This window comes from Shewanella gelidimarina, assembly GCF_023283945.1.
Lineage (GTDB): Bacteria > Pseudomonadota > Gammaproteobacteria > Enterobacterales > Shewanellaceae > Shewanella > Shewanella gelidimarina.
Map to the genome: position 1 here is coordinate 402516 of NZ_JAKIKW010000001.1, position 21018 is coordinate 423533.

The following is a 21018-nucleotide window of genomic DNA, read 5'->3' on the forward strand; positions in this document are numbered from 1 at the left end:
TTTCAACCGATAACAATACAGCGGGCTTTTTGTATTTAGAGTTTTATTTGGACCTTAAGGGTTAGGCGCTTAGCGCGTAGCCGCCCTTTAGATGAGATACTTGCTCGAATCCTAGTCGGTGCATCGCTTGAGCTGCAATCATTGAACGACTCCCACTGCGACAAACCAATACCCATTGTTCATTTTTATTATTTTGGTGCTCTTGCATAAACTGCACTAAACGCGTTAATGGCACGTTCTGACTCGATTGCTGTGAGTGGTTTAGCGCATATTCATGCGGTTCTCGAATATCAATAATCTTCACGTTATGGTCTTGTCTCATTGCCGCTTTGAGACTCATCGCGTCATACTCTTTTATCTTAGATTTGTCACCGTTTCCAATGATGGCACCACACATGATTTCGGTACCGACTTCGTCATTAAGGTGCGTATCTAACAAGGTTTTTTGTTGCTGAAAATTAAGTTCAGGAAGTGCTTCGTTGAGTACCGCATTGAGTAAGTTGTTGCGACTAACCTCAGCCTCTAGGCTAGTGGTAAATTCATTATTGTAATCATGGCTGGCACAAATCAATGTATTGCAGCTAATGCTATCTCTGATCAACTTCAAGCTATGAAACAGGGCTCGGCTGCAGCTTGAGTCAAAATTAGTTCTGCCTAGACTACCCATCAATATGGTATCACCGCAAAAAGCGTATTGTGTTTGCTGAGGCATATTATCCAATGCTAAGGGCGTTGCGCATAACAGTAAACTAATGCTATCGCGAGTGTGGCCGGGAGTCGGTAGCCTGACCAACTGTTTTGAACCAATGCTAATCGTTTGGTATTGCTGACCTAAGTGTTCAGTGGTTTCTTGAGTTTCTGGCCAACCTAATACATCAGATTGTTGCTTTGCTAAATAACGTTCAACCAGAAGTTCACGACCAGATTGGTGATCGGCATGGCCATGAGTATCGATGGCGGCGACCAGCGTCAGCTGCTGACATTGCAGCAAGGTGTCGAGTCTCTGGATCAGCTCTGGCAATGGGTCGATAATTAACGCTTGTTTACTTGATGAGTCGACATAGACCCAAGTGCAACTCGCGCCAGAGCGTAACTGCAATAAGCCATCTAATGGTGTTTTGTCGGAGATATTACTGCTGTCGTCTAATATCATGCAGCTTTGAGTGAGAGCTTTTGAAGCGGTTTTAATGCGCAAGCAGGCAGTGTCGACTTCTGTTTGAGTCATCGCAGGCCCAAAGGACATGCGAATAGCAGCTTCACTTTGCCAAGCGGGTAGCCCCATTGCGTCTAGTACAAAGCTTCTGCTGACTTTAGAGCTGCAGGCGGACCCAGAGCTGACGCGAATGTTGGCAGCATCAAAAAGGTCCATGATCTCTTTGCTGCTAAAACCGGGCACGGCAAAGTTAATGGTAGTCGCAACGCTATGGCTAAAGCTGTTGTTAAACACAATCTCAGGAAAACACTCAACTAAGGTGTTAGCCATTTGCTGTCGATAGTGTGTCAGTTGTTCACTTGTTGAAAATGTTGAGTCGTCAGGGCACAGCAACATCTCAAATATAACGTTAAGCGCCGCCATACCAGGCAGGTTTTCAGTGCCTGAACGTAGACCGCCTTCTTGACCTCCGCCGGCAATAAAAGGCGTAAATGGCGCAGTATCTCGAATATAGACGAAACCAATACCTTTCGGGGCATATAACTTATGACCACTGAAGGGAGCGTAATCGATGCTGGTGTTCTTGAGATCTAGCTCGGTTTTACCTAATGCCTGAACGCAATCAACCATCCAAAAAATACCCGGGTTGGCGCTGCGAATAGTGTTTTCCAAAGCTGATAGATCTTGAAATACGCCAGTTTCATTATTAACTGCCATGGTGCAAATTATCAGAGCATTGGGTGCTTCTAGGCTAATAAAGTCATGATCAAGTAAGCCAAACTCATCAACTGGAATCGCTTTTACATCAGCCGCAATCCCTAACACGTCAAGCCAGTGCTTCAATGATTCCGGTACCGCTTTATGCTCAGTGGCACCATAGAGTACCGAGTAGCTTTGATTTGCTGACATATTACTCTTGGCTGCAATCAGCGCCGATAGGATTGACGTTTGGATCCCTTCCGTCGCACCACTGGTAAATATGAGTTTTCCCTCTCCCGTTCCAAGCAGCTTTTTTGCTCTTAGGCGAGTTTGTTCCATTAAGTTTTTTGCTTTTAACCCAGTGATGTGACTACTGCTTGGGTTGCCAAAAAGAGTTTCCATGGCCGATAACGCGGCGGCAGCAGCTTGAGGCAGCACGGGAGTCGTGGCATTTGCATCAAGGTAAATTTGGGTCAGTTCAGGGGTGTTATTCATTGTTTTCAGCTCTTTATTGTTTTATCGCCAAATGCCGCTTATAACTTTTGGGAATAACTAATATCTTGACGCTATATTAGCAGGTTGGGAATAATGATCAAGATCACATTCTCTCAGTTGTGGTTGCAATAAAGGTGAGGGCGGAGCGGTGATATAATTAATGGTAACAAGGGCGGTGTGAATCGCTTTAAGCTCAAGCGATGAGTTGAATATAGGCGCTAAAGAGAAGCATCGTGCGGAATAGACCATAAAAAAGCGCCGATAAATCGGCGCTTAAATTGCGTTGGTCGCGTGCCTTATTTACTCTTGGCTTTAACAGCTTCAATAAGCGCATCCCATTGCGGGTATTGAACTAAGCTTTTCGATAAGTCCCCCCAAGGTTGCATTGTTTGCTGTTTAAAATCGACGGAGTCGGCTTTCCCAATCTTGAGCTCATATAGATAATAAAAGGCCGAGGCGCGGTAATTTGCGGCACAATGGATCAGAATGTTTTTGCCTTTATTGGCATCCATGATGGCAAAAAACTGCTCCACATTGGCGACCGTAGGCTGCTTCCAGTCTACGTCTATCTGTTGATATTGCATGCCAGTGCTGGTGACCAAACTCGCTTCGTCGTCATGGCCACTAGAATTGCCTTTGGGAATGAGGTTGATCACTAACTCAACACCCGATTGCTGCAGTATAGGAAACTCCGCTTTAGTCGGTAGCCCAGATGTGATGATGCTGCCCTGATTAAACTGCACTGCTTTTAAGTCTTGTAACTGCTGCGGTGCAATTTCTGCAACCGCTATTGAGCTGAGTAAACTGGCGAGTAGAAAAATAAATCTCATTATGTTGTCCCTGTTTATGTTGCGCTAGATTTTAACTTTGATGACGACCTTTCGAACCTGTTTTGGCATAGCACTGGTTCCAGGCATATGCATATCTTCTGGAAAAAACAATGCAAACATCCCCGCTTTGAAGGGAATAAAGGCAGCGGCCTCTTTATTAGATTGGTAGTCAAACTCGGCGTAATCGTGCTTAGCAAAATATGGCTTTGAAGGCGTTTGGTCTGCCAAGGGTAAGTAGCCAAATTCCTCTTCACCGCTGACAACATATTGCACATCAATATACTGCTGGTGGACTTCAAAAGGCTCAACCTCTCGAGGCTTGGTCTGATAATCATTGACGATAACAAACAGATCTTTGCCTTCAAGCTCGTATGTTCCTACTTCCAGCAGGTTAAAGTCAGTTTCAGCTAGGTGGGCAAGCGCCTTCGCAATGCGTGGGTTAATGTGACTATACAAATCGCGGTTGGCTAAGGTATCAACAATCATAATATTCTCGTCTATAAGGTAGCTTTTTTTCAATAAACAGAAGTTTAGCGTTATCTGCAATTGGGCGATACAAGAGTTCACTTCAAAGGTGATAGTCGTTCCAATAACAGCATAGCCCACTTATTTGTATGGCTTAATGAGCGTTGTATTTTCCATAATACATCCTTGTTGCTTCCATATTCGATCGAGTTTACGGTAGTTGAGTATGAAATTAGCAGTTATTAGTATTTTAATATTAGGGTTAAATGTGTCTTCTTTACGATTTATTGCAGGTCCTACAGCTTTTAAAACAATCTCCGAAAATGGTTTGAATCCGGCGCTATTTAGCCAGCTATTAGCGGCATCGGGTGGGCCTAAGTGGATTGGTATTGCGGGGCTAGACAAATACTTGTTTGATGAGTTTTTCAAATCACTCGCGCAACCTTTGCATACCTTAGGCGCTTCTTCGGGGGCTTGGCGTTTGGCTTGTTTAGCACAGAATAATCCACTAGCGGCATATCAGCGGTTAGAAGATCTTTATATCGGACAACGTTACGATAGCAAACCTACAGCAGCAGAAGTGTCGACCCAAGTAAAAGGGATCCTTGGGGGCTTGCTAGGCAAGCAAGGGGGATCTGAAATTATCTCAAATGAATTTATCAATAGCCATTATATTGCCTGCCGTGGACGTCATTTGAATCGCGTGACAGGTAAAGCGCCACTGGCAGTGGGACTAGCGGTAGCAGCGGCGACCAATCTTGTTAGCCGTAAAAGCTTAGCCTGGCATTTTGAACGTTATGTCTTTGGCGTACGGCAGTCCCGGTCACCGTTTTCAAAGCTAACTGACTTGCCTAGTCAATTTTGTGGTTTATCTAGCGACAATATTCAGCAAGTACTACTCGCCACAGGATCTATCCCTTGGGTGTTAGCCCCGGTCACTGAGATCAAGGGCGCACCGAATGGCCACTATTATGATGGCGGTATCACCGATTATCACTTCGATATCCCATTGACGGCGCCAACAGGACTCACGCTTTACCCGCATTTCTTTCCACGAATGTCTCCTGGCTGGTTCGATAAATCGTTACCTTGGCGAGATGCAAAACAGAATTATGACAATGCACTGATCTTGGCGCCAACGGATGCTTATTTACAAAGTCTACCTTACGGTAAGCTGCCAGATCGTAATGATTTTACTCATTTTGACACCGATTTAAGGATTCAGTATTGGCGTAAAGCGGCAGCCATGAGTCAAGTGCTCGCGGACGATTTAGCCGATGTTATCGATAACCAATCTGTGCTTGAAAGACTAGAACCGCTGTAAAAACATTGATCGCAATGTAATAAAGTCGCGTATTTACCTGTCTAATAAGTGAGCAGCCTGACTATATTGTCGTTAAACAGCTTTCTGGCTGAAATTTAAGCAGCTGCTACACTTTAGTGTTATCGAAGATGGTCAAAATGATGGTCTGACCTACCTATTTTTGGAGGTTATTATGCGAACACAAGAGATGGCGTTATTAACGCACGATACCTTGCTGTTACCTGAGGGAAGGGTAGAGATCCGTGTGGTCGACCCCGCCTATTTGAGCATGATAGCCGAAGTGTTAAAACTGCATTATCCGTTAGTTTTCGGCATGAGTAAGGCTAATAGTTATCCCCCTTGTTATGAAATGGCGACTCAGTGCGAGATTATTGACTTCAATCAGCTTGATGATGATTCGCTCAGCATTGTTTTACAAGGTAAGCAAAGAGTACGCATATTGTCTGCCGCTCAGCGTCGAGATGGTGTGTGGATTAGCAGAACATTAGCCTGTAATAATTGGCAACAAGAGCCGATTAATGGCGAGTTCGAGTTAATTAGTGCCGCTTTAGAGCAGTTTTACCACGTTAACCCTGACCTATTTGGCTTGTATGATAATGATGTGCATCTCGAAGATGCATCATGGGTTAGTCAGCGCTGGTTAGAGGTGTTACCGCTGTACAATAAAGACAAGTTACGCTTATTGAATCAACCGAATTGTCATCAAACCATGAATTTTGTGCTTGAGCTGATTAAGTCCCACGCCAATGCTAAAGCGTATTAGTCTGAACTGATATCGGTTTTTACCTTTCAGCTGCCCTTTATGAGTGACTTTTTGTTAAAGTAGCGCTCAGTTTCATGCCATCAGTATTAATCTTATGAACCATTCCGTGCGCGCCGCCCAAGCCTCTTATATCGTTTTGCCTGCAACGGTAATCGATAAGCCAACAGTATTGAGTTTTTTAGTCAGCCATTTTACAGCCATTGCAGAGGCTGTTTGGGTAGCGCGGATCCAAAGTGGCAAAGTGCATTGGCGAGATGGACAGTTAGTCACATTGGACAGCGCATTTATTCCACGAGCTCGGGTATATTATTATCGCGAAGTGCAGCAAGAATCGTTGATCCCGTTTGAAGAACAAATACTGCTGCAAAATGAGCAGATCATCATCGCCTTTAAACCACACTTTTTAGCCGTTAATCCCAGTGGTAACTTTGTTAATGAGTGCCTGGTGAATCGCTTACGGATCAAGACCGGTAATGAACAAATTGTTGCCGCCCATCGACTAGACCGCGCGACGGCAGGAGTGATGTTATTGTCTCTCAACGCCAGTACTCGGCATGATTATCATCAACTTTTTAAAAATGGCAATATTACTAAAACCTATCAGGCAGTCGCGGTGTTATCCGCTTCGATACAAAAGCTTATTGCAGCGGCTGAGTTAAGCTTACCGACTCGCTGGACGGTGAAAAATCGATTAGTGAAAGCTGAGCCTAGCTTTATGATGAAAATGGCTGATGGCGAGGCTAATAGCCATTCTGAAATTAGTTTAGTCGCAGTAAATGGTAATTTGGGGCTGTTTGAACTCACCCCCGTCACAGGCAGAACGCACCAGTTACGGGTGCATATGATGAGTCTGGGAATGCCTATTTTGAATGACAGACTTTATCCTGAATTACTCGATAAAGCGGCCGATGATTTTAACAAACCATTAATGCTAGTCGCTAAAAGACTGGCGTTTGTTGACCCGTTGTCTGCGGAGTCTTTCGACATTAGTTGTGATGGACTGCAGCTGTAAGGATGGGGTTCTAGCGGTGCCTCGGCGGTAAAAACTCAGTTTCGCTCATATCGGCATGCAATACCGCAATTTTGGTTGGCGCGCCGTTTTTAGCCAGTTCGACTCTACCTATCCCGCTCTTATTCATTAAGCGTTTGCTGCGTGCGCCATTGGGGCGACGGCCACGGATCGACATACGTTTACGCTTAGTGAAAAAGTTGAGTGGTGAAAAATAACCGTATAACCAACCATTGAATTTGTCGAAGTAGGGCAGTAGTTTCTCTGGGAATTGATTTTTAATACCACTACAGGTGATCTGATAAATCGCCGGTCCCGCATCTCTGAATCGAATACTAATATCGTAGCTAAACGAATAGTGAACATCACCTGAGAGGATCACAAATTGCTCGGGCGTTTTACGGTGTTGGAAAATACTCAACAGCGTATTAGCGGTGCCTGGATGTGCCATCCAGTTTTCGGCATCCACCAGTAATGACGCGCCGCACCACGTCGCCATTTTCTGGACGGTTTCAATGAGCTTGACTCCATACATAGGGGCTGCTGAAACAATAATCACATTAGGTTGATTAACCAGTTCAGCTTGAAACTCCATTAACGCTTCCCAATCCATCAGTCCAGACGGTTTACCCAGGTTGGACTCGCTACGCCAGCGGCGAGTGCGGGTATCTAGCACGATAAGTTTAGGGCTAGTGTCCAAACTGTAATGCCAGTGCTCAACGCTAAGCAGGGTATCGATAAGGGCATCTTGGGCTGAACTCGTAGGTGATTTAAAGAGGGCGTCCAGTTGTGGTCTAACTTCAGCATCAAACTTGGCCGGCGCATTACCGATTCCCTGAAATAGCGTATAAGCGATAAGTGCATTACCTATAATACGCTTTGAAAAGGGGTGATTATACGCCGCGAGTTCCCACCTTGCGGTTAAATTCCAATCATCGGTAATATCGTGGTCATCGAAAATCATATAGGTTGGTATGTGGGCAAATAAGCGACGCACCTGCTGCAGGCCGCTTTTAAACGCCAGCAAGTGAGTCCATTCTTGTTGCCAGCGTAAAGTATTGGCTTTGCTTAGGCCGCTGATGTCTTTAGGAATGTCTATCTGCTCCCATAACTCCGGCGACCAACTCAGCAGATAAAGCGCAATCAGTTCGTTGAGGCTAACTAAGTGATTTTCTGCAATGGAAGAGGTGAAAATAGGGTGGTTGATATACCAACGCTTAATCGCCGTTTTGGCCTTATATTGCGTTTTGGGTAGCAAGTTAATATGGCGTTGATACATGGCTTCAGGCTGATAACTTATCTGTTCACTGCCCGCGAGACTGCAATCATTAAAGTGCTCTTGGGTTAAGCCCAACAGTGAAATCACTTCACCAATCGCATAGAGCATTGGGCCCGCAATATCATCCACATAGACCTGATCGCCACTTAACATTAGCAATGATGGACGCTGTTGCAGCGTGGCTAATTGCGATATCTGGGTATCGGCGGCAACGAGTGCATCGCCACTATGGTGGTGGGCGTTACGGCATGAACCGTGGAGTAAATTGTCAATTTGCGGCTTTACGATAAACTCAATATCAGTATTTTTATCGTAGGTAAGCCCCTTTACGTCAGCAAATATGTTGGCTTTGTCACTGCTGCGGAGTTGATAAGCCAAAGGGGTATCGCTAGGCAGGAGTTCGGGCTGTGATACGCGTATTAAGTACTGAAAAGCATGCTGGCCAAGTTCAATTATATGAACTTCATCGTCTGTGAGTTCGCGTGCAAAACTGGCGTTGGCTATCGTTAAGGTTAACCTTGATAACCGTTCGCGGCTCACGAACCATAAAGTAAAATGTTGCGGATCACAGTGACGTAAACTGGGGCCCGCAATGATGAGTGGCAGCGCATTTTCAGACGACATTGAATGGTTCTTTAGTAAAAAGTAATCTTGATTAAGAGTAAACCAGTGCTTAGATGAAGAAAAGCACTTAAGCTAAGCAGCGGCTAATTCGAGGGGGAAAGCGATGGTTAACGTAATGGTAACGGGAGCAACAGGTTTATTGGGACGAGCGGTGGTGCGTGAGTTACAGCAAAATCCTAATATTCAGGTAATTGCTTGTGGTTTTAGCCGTGCTCAGGTGGATATGCATAAACTGGATTTAACGCAATCTGCCCGCGTTAAGGTATTTGTCGAAACTCACCGTCCCGATATTATTGTGCATTGCGCTGCAGAGCGTCGCCCCGATGTATCGGAACAAAATCCTGCCGCGGCACTCGCGCTAAATGCTGAAGCAACACAGTCGCTAGCCGATGCAGCGAGTCAATCTGGTGCGTGGTTACTGTATATTTCGACTGATTATGTATTTGATGGCACCGCGCCCCCTTATGCAGAAGATGCACTCACCCATCCCGTTAATTTTTATGGTGACTCAAAACGCCAAGGTGAAATGATTATTACTGACGCCAAGCAAGATTTTGCCATGTTACGTTTGCCGATCCTTTATGGCGAGGTTGAAACGGTGCAAGAGTCTGCGGTGATGGTTTTACTCAATAATCTACTCGATGCTACAGAGCAATATATTGACGATTGGGCGGTGCGCAGCCCAACATCTACTGCAGATGTTGCTACGGCAATAGCGCAAATGGTGGTGCTTAAAACCTCAGGAGCCACGCTCGCGGGAAATTACCATTTTAGTGCTAGCGACACCATGAGCAAGTATCAGATGTTATTGATCATGGGCGAGTTACTCGGACTGGATACTCAACATCTTAACCCTGTGATGTCGCCCACAGATAGCGCAAAACGGCCCCATGACTGCACATTAAGTTGTGAGAGACTGACCAGTTTGTCGATTCAAACCAAGGTACCGTTTAAGGCTGGAATCAGACAGGCATTACAACAGTCACCAAGTGCGATGACCATGCTTAAACAAGCAGGTTAACCCTCCCTAATGTGATAAGAAAATAATAGCGATAGATGATAAATAGACGAATTAGAACGCTTTTTAATAGTAACTTGGGCGTGACGGATCAATTAGCATTACTGCGACTCGGAGGGTTACTCCTTAAGATCGGGCTGACTTTTTTTGCCGCCGAAACCTTTGGTCTTTCGCTTAGCAGCCCGGTTTTATATTGGGGCATATGTTTAGAAGCCTTGTATTTGGCGTTTACCTTTAGGCTACGTGAACCTATTAGTCGTATCGAGTCAGGGTTATTTATTGTGTTGCTGCTCGATACTGTATTTTGGATCTCTTGGCTGTATTTTACTGGCGGCGCAACGAATGCGTTTATCTCCTTATTGTTATTACCTATTGCGTTCGCGGCAATCACGCTGCCTAAATGGGCTCCATGGACACTGACGTTATTGTCGACAGTCGCCTATAGTCTGATGATTTTTTCTGTGCCGGAAAGCGCAATGAAACACCATGGTATGGACATGAGTTCACACTACCTTGGCATGTGGTTCAATTTTCTTATCTCATCATTAGTACTGACGACGAGCGTCGCCTACATCGCACAACGAATGCGTAAGCAAGATGTGGAGCTCAGCTTTATGCGGGAGGCTCAATTACGGCAAGAAAAGTTATTAGCGTTAGGCACAGCGTCAGCACAGATGGCGCACCAACTTGCGACCCCACTAGCAAGTCTACGTCTGTTAGTTGATGAGGCCGTAGAGGAAGCGCAAGAACAAGGTAGAAATGATTCACCTGTTTTGTCTGAAATGAATAGTGCCTTACAACGTTGTGAGCAAACATTAAATTCGCTACGTGCCGCCACAGAATCGATCCGTGAGCAAAAGCAAAGCATCGTCACTGCAAATACGTTACTGCAAACCTTAGAGCAACAGGTTTTATTGTTGATGCCAGAAGTGCAGCTAGAGCTCACGCTATTTGATATTGAGACGTTGAAACAGCATGGCTCTACCTCGGTGCTTTCTGACGCCAGCCTGCTACCTGCGGTGATGTCTTTAGTGGAAAATGCAGCGAGCGCAAGCTTGGCTGAAACCGGAGATGAGCGGGTAACCGTCTCTGCAATGATCGCTCCCCAAAGCCAGCGTTTATGTATCTCGGTGAGGGACTATGGCATTGGAATATCAAAAGCGATGCGAGCTCAGGTGGGGCATCAATTAATTGAGAGTGAACAAGGTATGGGCATGGCATTACTGCTGAGCCATGCAAGCTTCGAACGCCTGGGTGGTCGCCTGTTATTGGGCAGTACGGCAAGCGGGGGGACCATTGCCGAAGTGAGCTTTCCACTGCAATTGGATATCGAATCGTCTAATGGTGAATTATCATGAGCCGCTTGCTGATTATTGAAGATGATCTCGCGCTCGCGGGTTTACTGTGTCGGCGTATGAGCAAACATGGTTTTGAATGCCTGCAATGCCACAACGCAACGCAAGGGCTATTACTTGCCCGTCAGTTTAGGCCAACGCATGTGCTGCTGGATATGAAGCTTGAGCAGGAAAATGGACTTAAACTCATCTCGCCACTGCGGCAGTTATTACCTCAAGTGACCATGGTGTTATTGACGGGCTATGCCAGTATTGCAACAGCAGTTGAGGCTATTCGACTTGGCGCTGATAATTATCTGGCTAAACCGGTCGGTACCCAAACCCTTTTAAGCGCGCTGTCCATCACTGCCGCAGATACAGCGCTCGAACCTTTGACTGAGGAGCCGCTCTCAACAAAAAGGTTGGAATGGGAGCATATACAGCAAGTACTTAATGCCAATAAAGGCAATGTATCTGCGACAGCGCGGCAACTGGGTATGCATCGACGCACTCTACAACGAAAACTGCTCAAAAAGCCGACGGCTGATCATCGTTAACCTCTTTTTGTCATTCCAAATTAATAAAGTATATAAGTAGCAGTAGATTAGGATTCAGGAGGTACTTTTTTAAGCTGTATATTTAACTGAAAAACCGCTAATAATTGAAGCACTATGCTGAAAGAGAGTTAAATATTGGACAAATACATCGCTATGTCGCTATGCTGAATTGAGATAAGCAGCCAAAAAAAATGATAGCTTATTCTGATCCGGAGTAGTCGATGACCTCAAATGCCGTGTTTAATACTGATACTTTTTTACTAGAAGATCCCAACGATCTTATCTCCCTTGATAAATGGCAAAAAACAGTTAATTTACTGGCTAAACTTTTTGATGCTCCAGCTGGTTTTCTGGTGCAATACACCCCAAAAGGTTTTCAAGTTACCATTGCCAGTGCACAAGCATCTAACCCCTATCCAGCGGGTGTCATTATTGAGCCCGAAGTTAATATCTTTTGTCGCCGCATCGTTGAAACTCGTCAAGAGCTATATGTTAATAATGCCATCATTGATAGCTGCTGGGATAACAATCCTGAAGTGCATCGCGATGGCTTTAGATCCTATTTAGGCGTGCCCGTGTTTTGGCCAAGCGGTGAATCGTTTGGTACTTTCTGTGTTATGGATTATAAAGAGACGAATTATAAAACAACCTACCTTGAGCTTATACGCCACCTTAAAGATATCTTAGAATCAGATCTTTCTTTAATCGGAGGATATGCAGAGATGCAAAAATTGGCGATTACCGATCCACTATCAGGTGTCCATAACCGTCGCGGTTTTAATGCTCTTGCGGAGCAACGTATAAAGTTAGCCCACAGAACCAAAACAACACTGGGTCTTTTATATTTGGATGTAGATAATTTCAAAGCGATTAATGATCAATATGGCCATGGTATTGGCGATGATGTCATCACCCTTATTGGGCGAGTATTGACGCAATCTGTACGTCAATCTGACGTTATTGGTCGTATTGGTGGTGATGAATTTGTAGCTTTGGTGATGTTAGATGAAACGGAAGATCTTCAAGCGCTAAAACACAGAGTCGCAGCAGCATTTTGCTCACATCATCAAATGGTTAAATTACCCGTATTTACCGTATCAATAGGCATAACAGAGGCAAATAGTGCAAGTACTATTAGTGATCTGCTCGAGAATGCCGATAGAGACATGCTGCAAAGAAAGCGGCTATTAGCTTAGGGGCTGTTGATCTTTCACGGTTGTTTTTGCCGCAGTTTATTGGCTATTTTGACAAGGCGGAGGCTATGTCGTTTAGTCATTCTCCACAAACTGCCTACAACACCGTAAAAATAGCCAAGAAGCGCGGCCCTTCGGGTTCGTTTCAATACTTTTAGTCTTTTATGGCTAGAATGCGTTACGAGCTTTTCGCTTAGCCAGCTAAGTATCATCACTCAAGCCTTGTACTAAAATCATTAAATTCGAACAAAAACTAAGCTCGAAAGATCAACAGCCCCTAGCTGGAGAATTTTAATTTGAGACAGAAAAAATCCCCGAGACAGAGGATGTCAGCTCGGGGTAAAAGTAAGTGGAGTGGATGGCCACTCACACGTTACGTTAACAGCGAAGAGGTTTAAAAGCGGTACTCGCCGCTCAGCCAAGCATTTAACCCGGTACCAGGCATACGTTCGCCAGCCGCAATATCGCTCCCCATCACGCGGTTATAGCCCGCTAGATGGTCTTGGTAATCAGTATCAAAAAGATTGTCGACACCTGCTTTTAGTAACCAGTTTTCCGCATCATAACCGACTGACAAGTTAACCAAGGCATAACCGGCTGTAGTTTGCTCTAGCTGTGTGTCTGATACTTTGTTCTGCGCCGCAACCGCACGAGTTTCGATGCGGGCAATCCAGTTATTGACGTTGTAATTAATGCCAAGGTTTAGATTAGCGGGGCTGATACGATAAAGATTGTCGCTAATATCACGACGCTCACCACGCACATAACTCGCCACCATATCGGCATTGAAATACTCGTTTAGCTGATAGGTCGCACTCAGGTCCATGCCGTAAAGTTGTGCATCAACATTGGAAAACTGCATTGGGTTGTCATCACCCATCATTGCTGCAGCCATGATGACTGCTGGATCTGTAGCAACAACACCTTGAATATAATCATTAATGCGCTGGAAGAATATCCGTGGGCTCAAGCTGAAGTTATCTGTTTGATAATCGCTGCCGAGTTCGATTTGATAAGCGGTTTCTAAGTCTAGATCAGCTTGGCCAACATAAGTGCGTCCATCAGCAAGCCCGCCAGTTGACTGCATTGGCACCCACAGGTACCGCTGCTGGTAGCTCGCGCTATCTTGTTTACGTGCTAGGCCAACCACCCAACTCAGTTTATCGGTTTGCGAATAGCGTCCATTTATTGCCAAATCAACACCGGTTTGAGACTGTGAACGGTCGCTATTATTAAACTGGGTCATTAACATCTTGATTGCGGGCATGGTGCCTGCCATCGAATGGTTCACTTCATCGGCGTCCGTTTGGTAGTGCTTGATTCTGGCACCGATTTGCCAGTTCCACTGGTTAATATCTTGCTGCCATTGGGCAAACGCACTAAAGCTGTTATCGCTAACGCCATTAAAATTATCAACGTTAAACATTGGCTTAGTTGGATCGGTTATGACGGAATTATGTTCGCTAAGCTGCGCGTCTAAACCGAATACCCAAGCGTCTTGGGCTAATGAAATCAGTGCATCGTAACTTTGGCTCTCAGCATTGTTATACCGTGCATTCATGCTTGGCATCTTCGTACGTTCGCTAAAGTTATCCATTCCATGTTGGGCGTCGCTGTAGGCAATATGCCAGTTCATGTCCCAGCTATTGAGATCATGTTGCCCTTCAATTTTAACTCTATCTGTACGGATAAAGTCGATATCCATTGGCAGGGCCGGTGTTCCAGCATTAGTGGTTTCAAGATGTTGATATCCAATGGCTATAGACTCATCGTGACCGCTACTGTCCGCTAAATTATAGCGGTACTGTCCGCCGACCATGGTTTTGTCATAAGTAGTGGGGGAAATAGCTTTATCATCGCCACTTGTCGTATTCTCATTGCCCTTGAGCATATCTGCGTATACCAAGACGGCGTGTTGTTCACTGCCAAAGTTGCCCTTGCCGCCGATATAGCTACGCTCACCATTGTCTTGGTATTGCCCAGCAACCTTACCACTGACTTCATCAAAGCTTGCTTGCGACTCAATGACTTGAATACTGCCACCAATAGTATTAGTCCCCGCTGATACTGGCGCGATACCGCGTACCATTTCTAGGCGTTCAGTGAGTACCAAACTGGCATAGCTTAACGGCGTATCCATAGCGTTAGGACCCGCACTCGACAGCGTCATGCCGTTGACTTGGGTGTTAACCCTGTCACCGTATAAACCTCGATACTGCGCAATACCGGTTAATGGACCATTACCATTAACGGAGGCGCCCGGCAGGTTGCTAAGTAGGCCACTAATGTCCGTTTGAGGTGTGGCAGATTCAGGTACTACAGCACTATAACTGCCTTGATGATGGCCAGTGACTTCGATAATTTCAAAGCCAGAATCATCGGCAAAGGTCGTTAATGGGAATAAAGCGGAAATAATAGATAAAGAGACTAAAGATAGGGGCAACTTCATAATAATATTGTGTTTTTATTTTGTGTGCTGCGAATAGTGTCAGTGTGTATTTAAATTAGCAAAGCAAAATCGAGCAACTGCGACAGCATGTCGCAGGTGAATTCACTTCAGGTGAGCTACGCGCATGAATATGCTGGTTTAGTCATCCTATAATTTATTCAAGCAAGGTTGCGGAAAATGATTATGAAGGAGAGTTAATTTGTGACCTCGCCAAAGTGCCGTCATAATCAGTGTTAATTTGAAAACCTAAGATTGGAAATGACAGTGTTACATTTACGTTTATTTAGTCTAACGCTTATATTCTCATTATTAAGCCTAGCTTCAGTCGTTGCTTATCACTACATAGGCGTTTATGTCGATAAGGAGGGTATGCTCGTTGAGACATTTTGGCTTATTCCTAGCGCTTGGTTTTGTTTGGCTATTGCACTTGGTTCTGGCGTTTCCTTATTCATTAAAAAAGTTAATGCAACGACTAAAGCATGAGCGATAGGTATTTTTATTTAAGTCGGCAAGGGATATTGCAGTGTAAATTGTTGTGATTTTTGTTTTAAAAAGTCGATAACCGTTCTCACTTTGTGGCTGGGGTAATCGGTTTGCAGGTAAACCAACTGCAATGGAATACGTTCTGCTATTTGATCGGCAAACAGTAATACCAACTTTCCCTGGTGAACCTCTTTGGCGACATCAAACCAACTCTTATAAGCAATGCCTTCTCCGGCGAGTGCCCAGTCCTTTATCACCGCGCCATCATTACAAATCTTACTGCCAGTGACATCAACCTCATACTGTTTTTCTTTGTGGCTAAAACGCCATTTATGCCAAGGTTCTCCACCTCTATTGAGCAGGAGTATTTGGTGATGGCCAAGATCTTTTGGATGAGTAGGGCTGCCATGACGCTGGATATAGGCTGGAGATGCCACTGCCACTCTCGGCATCATCGCCAGCTGTCGGCGCATTAGATTTGAATCTTCTAGCTGACCGTAGCGTAGGGCTAGCTGCACATTATTGGCGATAATATCTGTCATCTGATCGCCAAAAAATAGTGTCAATTTCAATTCAGGCGCTGTTTGCGCAAATTCATCTAGCCATGCTCGAACAATATTACGGCCAAGATCAGACGGCAAAGCGATACGAAGTTCACCTTTAAGCTCACCGCGATTATCGGCGAGTGCATTGCTAGCATTATCTAAAATGGCCAGCGCTTGACGACCGGACTCAATAAAAAGATGACCCTCTTCAGTGAGTGTCATCTGCCGAGTTGAGCGGGCAAATAACAAGCAATCGAGTTTTTTCTCCAGTCGTTGTAGGGCTGCACTGGCTGCAGCCGGGGTCATGCCTAGTTCGCGTCCAGCAGCTGAAACACTCTGTAAGTCGGCAATACGGATAGCGAGTTGAAGATCATTGAGATGATACATATCAAATATTTTTTGAAAATGATTCTAATAATAGCCTAATTATCAAAATAAGTTAATGGGTATAGAGTGCTTAATATCATTTGAACAGTGAGATAACTAATAATGGCAATCACATTTAACCATCTCAACTTACTTGCCTCAGCAGGAAATGAAGCGACCTATTTATTGACTGATGTTTTGGGATTAAAGAATGGTAATCGGCCTAATTTTCCTTTTAAGGGATCATGGTTATATCAAGGTGACCAGGCATTAATCCATATTATTGAGTCAGATACGCAACAGTGCGGTATCGGCCATATCGCTTTTGATACCGATATGAGCTTAGAGACCTTAACTCAAAAGTTGCAGCAAAATGCCACCAGATACAATGTTCGGCAGGTACCCGATAGCAATGTAATACAAGTTTTTGTCCGTGCCGGAGAGGTGATATTTGAATTGATCACCTTAGATACATCAAGTCAGCAGAATTTCGACGTTTTTAACCAACACCAGGAGCTATTATGAGCCTTTTTACCCCGTACCATAAATCGCATTTATCGTTAAGTAATCGTATGGTGATGGCGCCTATGACTCGTTCTAGAACCACTCAGCCAGGTAATATACCCAACGAGATGATGGCCACTTACTATGGGCAGCGTGCATTAACAGGTTTGATTATTAGTGAAGCCACTCAGATCTCAGATGATAGTCAAGGTTACTCGTTCACCCCAGGTGTTTACACTGATGAGCAAGTCGCTGGCTGGCAAAAAGTAACGGCTGCAGTACATCAAGTGGGAGGCCATATATTTAATCAACTTTGGCATGTTGGCCGAGTCTCTCATCCGGTTTTTCAACGAGGTGAAGCGCCAATAGCACCTTCAGCAATCAAACCAACAGATACGCAAGTTTGGATTGTAGATGAAGCTCACCCCGACGGGCAGATGGTCGATTGTCCAACCCCTAGAGAGATGGACCAAGCGGATATTGATCGGGTGGTGGCTGATTTTGCTCAAGCAGCTAAAAATTCGATTGATGCCGGTTTTGATGGCGTTGAGATCCACGGTGGCAATGGTTATCTGATAGACCAGTTTTTACGGACCAATTCCAACCATAGAACCGATGCGTATGGCGGCTCACCCTTAAAGCGTATTCAGTTTTTACTGGATATTGTTAACGCCGTCAGTGCAAAGATTGGCTCTGACAAAGTGGGTGTTAGATTGGCACCGTTTGTCACCTTTAAAGATATGGCTTGTCCCGAAATTGTAGAGACAATTTTATTGGCAGCAGAGTATTTAGGCCAGCAGGGGATTGCTTATGTACATCTTTCTGAAGCTGATTGGGACGATGCGCCGCAGATCCCTGAGAGCTTTCGTATCAAGTTAAGACAAGTGTTCAATGGCACCATTATTGTGGCGGGTCGCTATGATGTTGAACGTGCCAGCGCTGTGATTGAAAAAGGTTACGCTGACCTTGTCGCTTTTGGTCGTTCGTTTATTGCCAATCCAGATCTGCCTTATCGTTTACAACATCAACTGCCTTTGGCTGACTTTGATAAAGGGCCTTTATTCGGCGGTGGAGCGGCGGGTTATATTGATTATCCTGTGTATGCTGATTTTGAAAGGATATAAATTATGGTTTTGGCTAAGTGGATTATGGCTAAAGCCATACAGCATAAAATAGCTGGGCTATGGGGGCTATTTGCCTTACTACTCTATGTCCCTGTTGCTGTGAGCGCGGCAACGGTTATTCAAGATGAGAGTGAAAATGCACCCGCAGTTGAAGCTGCCGCTAAAGCCTATGCGCAATTTTGGAATACGGGTGATGAGAAGTTCGCCAGCATTGCACTCTCACCTCATTTTATTGATCGCACCTTACCCGAAGGTCGGCAGCAAGGGATTGCTGGGGTATTGGAAGCATCAAAAAGCTTTCGACAAGCAGTCCCCGATTTAACCGCGGAGGTTGAGCAGCTATTAGTCGTAAAAGATCGTGCCGTGGTTCGCTTGAGATTTAAAGGACATTTCAGTGGTCAGTTTGGTCAACATCAAGGTAAAGGTCAGCCAATTAATTTTGCCGCAGTGGATATATACCGAGTGCAAGATGGTTTGATTACGGACAATTGGCATTTAGAAGACTACAACAGTCTGTTTACTCAAATGGAGTTTTAAGGGGCGTAAGATGAATGAACGTAGACGTTTTTTAGTTGCAGGTAGCGCCATAGCTGTGGGGTTATCTGTTAGCGGAGCAAGCAAAGCAGTCATTCCTAGTTTAGCTTTTTCTGATGCAAAAGATAGTGGCGGTTCTGCAAATCAATATTGGCCTAAAGGCGAGCGTTTGGTCATCTCTATTTCAATGCAATTTGAGGCGGGGGCGCAACCGTTAGATGCCGAAGGGCCTTTTCCACCCATGGCTGAAGGTTTTCAAGACACAATTACGCCTTCTTGGTATGCCTATGGTATGAAAGAAGGGATTCCTCGTTTACTTAGGTTATGGAAAAAACATGACATTAAGATAACATCACATATGGTAGGGCTCGCTGCTGAACGTCATCCGCAACTGGCTAAACAAGTTGCGGATGAAGGACATGAAATTTCGGGGCATGGACAGACGTGGTCTCCTCAGTTCAATATGTCTCCAGCAGAAGAGCGGGCATCCTATGAGGAAAGTGTTGATACCCTGAAGCGGATCACAGGTCAACGACCGCTTGGATTTAATGCTTTTTGGATGCGCCATAGTCCGCAAACCTTAGAAATTTTGCAAGATCTTGGGTTTATCTATCATATTGATGACTTATCGCGTGATGAACCTTCAGTTACACCTGTCAATAATAAACCATTTGCAGTGGTTCCTTATACTTTGAGGAACAATGATATCGGTCGATTTGGTGGTAATACTGCGATGACAGCAGCCGCTTTTTTACAGGAGCTAAAAGATGAGTTTGATGTGCTGTATCAAGAGGGAGATCAGAGAAGGCGCATGATGGCAATCAGTGTACATGATCGTATTGGTGGTACACCGGGATTGGTTAATGCATTGGATAAATTTATTCATTACGCGAAAGGTCACGCTAATGTTGGTTTTATGCGTAAAGATGCCATCGCACAATGGGCGCTTAAGCAAACTGATACCCCGATGAATGAGCCTAGATGATGTATAAATATTTGGCTTAATAATTAGGAATTCTAGAGGCTGTTGATCTTTCATGGTTGTTTTTGCCGCAGTTTATTGGCTATTTTGACAAGGCGGAGGCTATGTCGTTTAGTTATTCTCCACAAATAGCCTACAACACCGTAAAAATAGCCAAGAAGCGCGGGCCTTCGGGTTCGTTTCAATATTTCTATTACTGCGTTACAAGCTTTTCGCTTAGCCAGCTAAGCAGCATCGCTCAAGCCTTGTACTAAAATCATTGAATTCGAACAAAAACCAAGCTCCAAAGATCAACAACCCCTAGTGACAAAATAACAGCGGTATTGACGATCATCATACCGCTGTTGTTGAGAGGACGACGATATAATGAGTTTTGATTGTGTCGTTTTTCTATTTCTTATTGTCTAATCAAATTGATGTTTTCATTGCCCGTCCTCGGTAATTGCTCCTGCATTATTCTACCTTCGTCCATCCGTGGACTCGTACCTCCTCACTTGATCTCCATGAAGGAAGGCAATAGCATATTTTGTATGGAACCAAATAGACCATTTAGTCGTATATCTAAAGCCCACAACGAAGCTTAAAGGATTTTGCCATTTGCTTTAAACGTCGGCCGCTCTGAATTGGTCAAATACTTAGTGCAATTGGTATTAAAGCTGATGTGCAGGTAGATCGTGGCTTTCATACGCATCGGCAAATAAATGGTTTTGATCGCGATGTTTAGCTTCATCGTCGCGGATTTTTACAATCACATCTCGCAACATGGCATCTAACGGTAACTGATAATAGTCGATGGCAATTTTTGGTGCAGCTAGGTTCTCTACTTCTCCGGCATCAATTTTATTTAGGTATTCGCTGTAGCTTTTACAGGCTTCTTCTTCAAAATAACCCACCACCCGATGGGCAATTTTAGAAGAAAGTACATATATCAAACCATACACCATAATAAAAGCCCCTTGGGCGAGCAACACTAACACTCGCTCAATCCAACTAGGTTTGGCAATATTTAAGAATATCATCAGATGCATGCGTTCGTTCTCTGCCTCATCAAGTAATTCACGGATCCAGCCTTCATCATCTTTCATCCGGCGTAAGGCTTTTAGATGATTAAACATGCCCGCTACCATCCCTGGTACAGCGGCAATGGTTTCTAAAATCACGGCACGTTTCGCGTATTTTTTGCCATAGAATATATTTAACAAAAATTTGAGGCATTGGGTGATTTTATAGGCCACATGTTCCGACAGTTTGGAAGCGGTTTTGTGTTTCAATTCAAAATCTGACATAG

Annotated in this window: 19 protein-coding genes; 12 read left to right on the forward strand and 7 right to left on the reverse strand. The window is 44.6% G+C overall.

Features of this window, described 5'->3' with window-relative positions:
• Window positions 1-61 precede the first annotated feature (61 nt).
• From L2729_RS01770 to L2729_RS01780, 3 genes are all read right to left on the reverse strand, one after another.
• Window positions 62-2347, reverse strand: coding sequence for an aminotransferase class V-fold PLP-dependent enzyme (locus L2729_RS01770; RefSeq protein ID WP_248986691.1), 2286 nt, complete (start codon window positions 2345-2347; stop codon window positions 62-64).
• Window positions 2348-2643: 296 nt separating this feature from the next.
• A complete protein-coding gene (locus L2729_RS01775) occupies window positions 2644-3177 on the reverse strand; it encodes a protein tyrosine phosphatase family protein (RefSeq protein ID WP_248986692.1) in 534 nt (177 codons plus the stop codon).
• 24 nt (window positions 3178-3201) lie between these two features.
• Window positions 3202-3663: a NanQ anomerase/TabA/YiaL family protein gene (locus L2729_RS01780; RefSeq protein ID WP_248986693.1), complete on the reverse strand. Its 462-nt coding sequence runs from the start codon at window positions 3661-3663 to the stop codon at window positions 3202-3204.
• Between the two features lie 247 nt (window positions 3664-3910).
• Between L2729_RS01780 and L2729_RS01785 the strand changes: the two genes are divergently transcribed.
• The 3 genes from L2729_RS01785 to L2729_RS01795 all read left to right on the forward strand — a co-directional run bounded on the left by L2729_RS01785 (window position 3911) and on the right by L2729_RS01795 (window position 6741).
• Window positions 3911-4966 (forward strand): alpha/beta hydrolase, encoded by a 1056-nt coding sequence (locus L2729_RS01785; RefSeq protein WP_248986721.1) that lies wholly within the window; start codon window positions 3911-3913, stop codon window positions 4964-4966.
• 172 nt (window positions 4967-5138) lie between these two features.
• Window positions 5139-5729, forward strand: coding sequence for an LON peptidase substrate-binding domain-containing protein (locus L2729_RS01790; RefSeq protein ID WP_248986694.1), 591 nt, complete (start codon window positions 5139-5141; stop codon window positions 5727-5729).
• Window positions 5730-5823: 94 nt separating this feature from the next.
• On the forward strand, window positions 5824-6741 hold the full coding sequence (locus tag L2729_RS01795) for a pseudouridine synthase (protein ID WP_248986695.1): 918 nt from the start codon (window positions 5824-5826) through the stop codon (window positions 6739-6741).
• 10 nt (window positions 6742-6751) lie between these two features.
• Here L2729_RS01795 and L2729_RS01800 read toward each other — a convergent pair whose 3' ends face one another.
• Window positions 6752-8641 carry an alkaline phosphatase D family protein gene (locus tag L2729_RS01800; RefSeq protein ID WP_248986696.1) on the reverse strand — a complete coding sequence of 630 codons (1890 nt, stop codon included), beginning with the start codon at window positions 8639-8641 and terminating at the stop codon, window positions 6752-6754.
• A 103-nt stretch (window positions 8642-8744) separates the two neighbouring features.
• Here L2729_RS01800 and L2729_RS01805 point away from each other — a divergent pair, with 103 nt between their 5' ends.
• The 4 genes from L2729_RS01805 (at window position 8745) to L2729_RS01820 (ending at window position 12746) form a co-directional block, all read left to right on the forward strand.
• Entirely contained in the window at window positions 8745-9662 is a 918-nt protein-coding gene (locus L2729_RS01805) for a dTDP-4-dehydrorhamnose reductase family protein (RefSeq protein ID WP_248986697.1), read from the forward strand.
• Window positions 9663-9712: 50 nt separating this feature from the next.
• Window positions 9713-11017 (forward strand): sensor histidine kinase, encoded by a 1305-nt coding sequence (locus L2729_RS01810; protein ID WP_428848211.1) that lies wholly within the window; start codon window positions 9713-9715, stop codon window positions 11015-11017.
• The gene (locus L2729_RS01815) at window positions 11014-11550 is read left to right on the forward strand and encodes a response regulator transcription factor (protein ID WP_248986699.1); all 537 of its coding nucleotides are present in this window, start codon (window positions 11014-11016) and stop codon (window positions 11548-11550) included. Before L2729_RS01810 ends, L2729_RS01815 begins: the two co-directional genes overlap by 4 nt.
• Before the next feature lie 221 nt (window positions 11551-11771).
• Complete coding sequence (locus tag L2729_RS01820) at window positions 11772-12746, forward strand: sensor domain-containing diguanylate cyclase (protein WP_248986700.1); 975 nt, start codon at window positions 11772-11774, stop codon at window positions 12744-12746.
• A 391-nt stretch (window positions 12747-13137) separates the two neighbouring features.
• On the opposite strand, the gene L2729_RS01825 is transcribed toward L2729_RS01820, so the two are convergent.
• Complete coding sequence (locus L2729_RS01825; protein WP_248986701.1) at window positions 13138-15192, reverse strand: TonB-dependent receptor plug domain-containing protein; 2055 nt, start codon at window positions 15190-15192, stop codon at window positions 13138-13140.
• A gap of 258 nt (window positions 15193-15450) precedes the next feature.
• On the opposite strand from L2729_RS01825, the gene L2729_RS01830 reads away from it, so the two are divergent.
• Window positions 15451-15675, forward strand: a complete 225-nt coding sequence (locus L2729_RS01830; RefSeq protein ID WP_101090279.1) for a DUF3955 domain-containing protein — start codon at window positions 15451-15453, stop codon at window positions 15673-15675.
• Window positions 15676-15692: 17 nt separating this feature from the next.
• Here the strand turns inward: L2729_RS01830 and L2729_RS01835 are convergent, their stop codons facing one another.
• Window positions 15693-16607: a LysR family transcriptional regulator gene (locus L2729_RS01835; RefSeq protein WP_101090278.1), complete on the reverse strand. Its 915-nt coding sequence runs from the start codon at window positions 16605-16607 to the stop codon at window positions 15693-15695.
• 102 nt (window positions 16608-16709) lie between these two features.
• On the opposite strand from L2729_RS01835, the gene L2729_RS01840 reads away from it, so the two are divergent.
• From L2729_RS01840 to L2729_RS01855, 4 genes are read left to right on the forward strand one after another with little or no spacing between them, the layout of a single operon-like run.
• Window positions 16710-17111, forward strand: a complete 402-nt coding sequence (locus tag L2729_RS01840; RefSeq protein WP_101090277.1) for a VOC family protein — start codon at window positions 16710-16712, stop codon at window positions 17109-17111.
• Window positions 17108-18214, forward strand: coding sequence for an alkene reductase (locus tag L2729_RS01845; protein WP_248986702.1), 1107 nt, complete (start codon window positions 17108-17110; stop codon window positions 18212-18214). The genes L2729_RS01840 and L2729_RS01845 overlap by 4 nt, the downstream gene beginning before the upstream one ends.
• Before the next feature lie 3 nt (window positions 18215-18217).
• Complete coding sequence (locus tag L2729_RS01850; protein ID WP_248986703.1) at window positions 18218-18751, forward strand: ester cyclase; 534 nt, start codon at window positions 18218-18220, stop codon at window positions 18749-18751.
• 10 nt (window positions 18752-18761) lie between these two features.
• Window positions 18762-19733: a polysaccharide deacetylase family protein gene (locus L2729_RS01855; protein WP_101090275.1), complete on the forward strand. Its 972-nt coding sequence runs from the start codon at window positions 18762-18764 to the stop codon at window positions 19731-19733.
• Window positions 19734-20380: 647 nt separating this feature from the next.
• On the opposite strand, the gene L2729_RS01860 is transcribed toward L2729_RS01855, so the two are convergent.
• Window positions 20381-21016, reverse strand: coding sequence for an alternative oxidase (locus L2729_RS01860; protein ID WP_101090274.1), 636 nt, complete (start codon window positions 21014-21016; stop codon window positions 20381-20383).
• Between the last annotated feature and the right edge of the window lie 2 nt (window positions 21017-21018).